We start from the raw sequence: 3,332 nt of genomic DNA, 5'->3' as shown, positions 1-3,332 counted from the left end.
CTTTGCTTAAAGCACTTTCGATAGCTTCATCAATGTTAACTAGCTTACCAACAGTTGAGCGGATATTGTCTATTGTTGGTTCGGCTTTGAATTTTATGAAATCCCAAATAGCTCCACCCAGAATTGCACTTGTAATAAATTCCATCTTTTCCTCTCTAAACTGTACTTGTTATTTGGTTTTTAAGTATCTGACTTTAAATCAGTTACGGTATTTTATCTATTCAATAGTTTGTGCAGCTCTATGCCTACAGTATTAATCGCATCCATTACACCATCCATAACGAAATCAAGAGCCGTTCCATATCCTATGCTGAGGTTCGCGGTATCAAAACCAAGCTTTTGTAAGCTAGTTATACACATCTCCATCGCATCGTGTGCATCTGCTATTCTAAGGTCATTATTCAAAAACAGCGGCGCTAATTTAGCATTTGACGCATTCCAACCCTCGCGTGCATTTTCGGAAGATAAATCATAAATGGATTCAAGTTGGCTGTTTAAAGATTCAAGTATGTTTAGCAGAGATTGAATGAGTTTTAGGTTGCCAAGATCTTTTACTTTAGGCCTAGGGCTGCCAGCTTTAACAAGAAGAGACCTAAGGTATCCATTTGGGATTTTTTGTAATAGTTCGTGCATACTTTTACAGCGCGATAAAAACATTTGTTGAGTCATATCTAAAGGTGCTACCTGAGCTAACCGGTTTAGCATTGGATATTTTAGCCATCCGTTTGCCTCAACTTCTTTACGACTGAATCCTGTTAATTCTTCTGCTGAATGAATCAATCCTATCGAATCTCCAAGTTGTGATAGGCCATCACCTAAATCTAGCAATGCATCCAGTAATCTTTGCACTTTGTTAACGATATGTTCTTCATCGAAGTCAACGTGCTCTAAATCAGTAGTAGCAATTGCATACGCGTGTGCATGAACAATCTCACGGTCTGGTTTAGGCTTATATAATTCTCTCATCGAAGTTTTTATTAGATTTCTGCCAACCCGTTGGCATTCAGTGAAGCTCCATTGTCCTTGATAAGAAGGGCTACAATCCCACTTCGCCCATGCTTTGAAGGGGGTTGTATCGTAAAAGGTACTTTGTTCGTATTTTTCTAAAAATCTATCATCAAGATAAACTGGGTTATGAAATCTAAGTGAGTTTGCTCTAGCATGTGTCATTGGGGCTTTATCTCCTAACCAAATGAGACCATCAGCATTTTGCTCTATACACAGTTCAGGCATTACCGCTTCTACTGATGCCCAAAGTTGTAGAAGAAGTCCATTCTTATGCTCACGTATGTCCAGTTCATACCATTTTATACCCTCTGTTGGTTTGAGAACTATGTGTGATTTTCCATTCATTATTTCGCGAAGTTTTGGGGTGTCATTTAGCTGTTTTTCATAAAAGAACACTCGAAAGCCTCGAGCCCCTCGTAACCACAAATAGCGCCTCAGATATTCGTTCGACATTCGCCAACATACATTTTTTTTCAGTGAGTAGTGGTATTGAGTCGAAATTTCACCATCTGCCACATCAAATTCAGGAAGACCTAAGTCATCGTATACCAAGCGCTGTTCATCATTGCCAACACAGCGTGGTGATAATCCAAGAGCCATCCAGACCTTTTCTGACAGACTATACGAATAAAACGAGCTACTGCCCCATGCTGCAACAATGTAATCGTGACCTGATATTGAAGGCGTAAAATCTCTTATGCTGCCAACATCTCCGTGACATGGAACTGAATACTCAACAACACCGTTTCCAGCTTCCGTAAGAGTTTTCAACTGTTGGTTATCAGTTACAACGGCCATTTGTAGATGCAGGTGCTCAGCATTTGGACCGTATTGATCGGTCTCTTGAATGGTAGCAACTTCAACTCTTATATTTGCTGATAGTCCAACAGGAGTTAATAGTTCACGAAGCTTTGACGGCAATGATTCTGCTGGTATCGGGAACGCGGCAAGATAATCAAATTTCATTTTATAAGCCCATTTTTAATATTTTCATTTTATGGAATATAAACATCACGAGAGAATATCGTGATAGTTTTTGCTCCACGAGAGAGTGCTACATATAAATGGTTTGCGTTCATTCCTCGAGCTTGCGCATCAAGAATCATACAATGATCAGCTTCAAGACCTTTGAGTAAAAGCGTAGAACCAATAGCTCTATTTGGTATCCGCTTGTCGCCTTGTTGACGTAAACGCTCTCTTATTGAAGACGCAGCTTCAAACATACTTATTGTTGGAGACGTTATTGAAAGAGATAAAGAGTCTTTTAAAGCGTTGAATGCGCCTTTACGGTAAACACGAGTACCTGCTTTTAGCTCTAGTTGCTGTAGAGCTTCAAGGATATTTGCTCGTGAACTATTAATAACAACATTACAAAGTGCTTTCTCACTATTGGTTACAGCTGTCCTGCTTCGACCATTGAGAATACTTTCTACCCGTTGCGATGTTTTTGCCATTTCGACATTAGTCATCATGGTACTAGCAACTTGCAAAATAGAGTCTGAAAGAGCTACCCCTGTATTGTCATCAAATTGGCTTGCGGCACCAGTCACGCTTGCAAGTTGAACTGGCTCAACGACTTCTATTCGTGAATTACCTTGAGCATAGCCATGCCTTGAGCGTTCATCCATTGAGCTGCCAATTACTAGTAAAGAATCAGTTGGATAACGGTTTAGAATAGTGTGTTGTGCATTATGCTGATTAGTTATGTCTGTTCGGACTACGTCTGTCAGTGGGTGCAATATTACATGAGCGGGACATGTTGTAAGGTCAACTCTTGCCCCTTGTTTTAGTGCCTCCCTTGTTTCAAGTATCCACCGTCCAAGCAATGGTGCTCCAGCATTGTTCCAACGCCATGGTGTATTTAATTCACCTATAAGTGGAAATTGCTGCAGAACTCCGCCGCCCCAATCAGGCATTGGACCTCCGAAGTTAAAAATACATTGCATAGGGTCGCCAAAAATAACTGTCGGGAGAACTTCTGAAAGTGAAGCAATTAGATTGTGTTGGTTAACGTCACAGTCTTGATATTCGTCAACAAGCAGTCGTGAATATGATGCTTGTAGTATGTCACTAATGCAGCCCGTATTTAGAAATCTTAAAACAGCTTGCCTAATTTCTGGATAGAAAAAACGAGGATTTTCCGGTGAAGAATGAACAGGACAGGTCATTGGGAAGCTATTCGCTATGCGAAGAGCCCATCCATCAATGGTAGTAACAACATAGTGCGATGTCGGCACAGACAGCTTTCGCAGTCTTTTCTTTAGTGCCGAAACTCCTGCTGTGGTGTGTGTCAGCACCAATATAGGCTTGGTATTTTTCACGGA

Annotated in this window: 3 protein-coding genes; all 3 read right to left on the bottom strand. The window is 40.7% G+C overall.

Annotated features, from left to right (window positions below):
* Window positions 1-145, bottom strand: a 145-nt coding sequence (locus H5202_RS24815; RefSeq protein ID WP_182773511.1) for a hypothetical protein, incomplete at its 3' end; no start/stop codon positions are given.
* Window positions 146-213: 68 nt separating this feature from the next.
* Entirely contained in the window at window positions 214-1,974 is a 1,761-nt protein-coding gene (locus H5202_RS19420; RefSeq protein ID WP_182773510.1) for a hypothetical protein, read from the bottom strand.
* A gap of 29 nt (window positions 1,975-2,003) precedes the next feature.
* A partial coding sequence (locus tag H5202_RS19415) for a UvrD-helicase domain-containing protein (RefSeq protein WP_182773509.1) occupies window positions 2,004-3,332 on the bottom strand: 1,329 nt, incomplete at its 5' end.

The sequence above is a fragment of the Shewanella sp. SG41-4 genome, from assembly GCF_014164505.1.
Lineage (GTDB): Bacteria > Pseudomonadota > Gammaproteobacteria > Enterobacterales > Shewanellaceae > Shewanella.
Note: the sequence above shows the minus strand (reverse complement) of the source record. Positions and strands in the feature narration are given on the sequence as shown.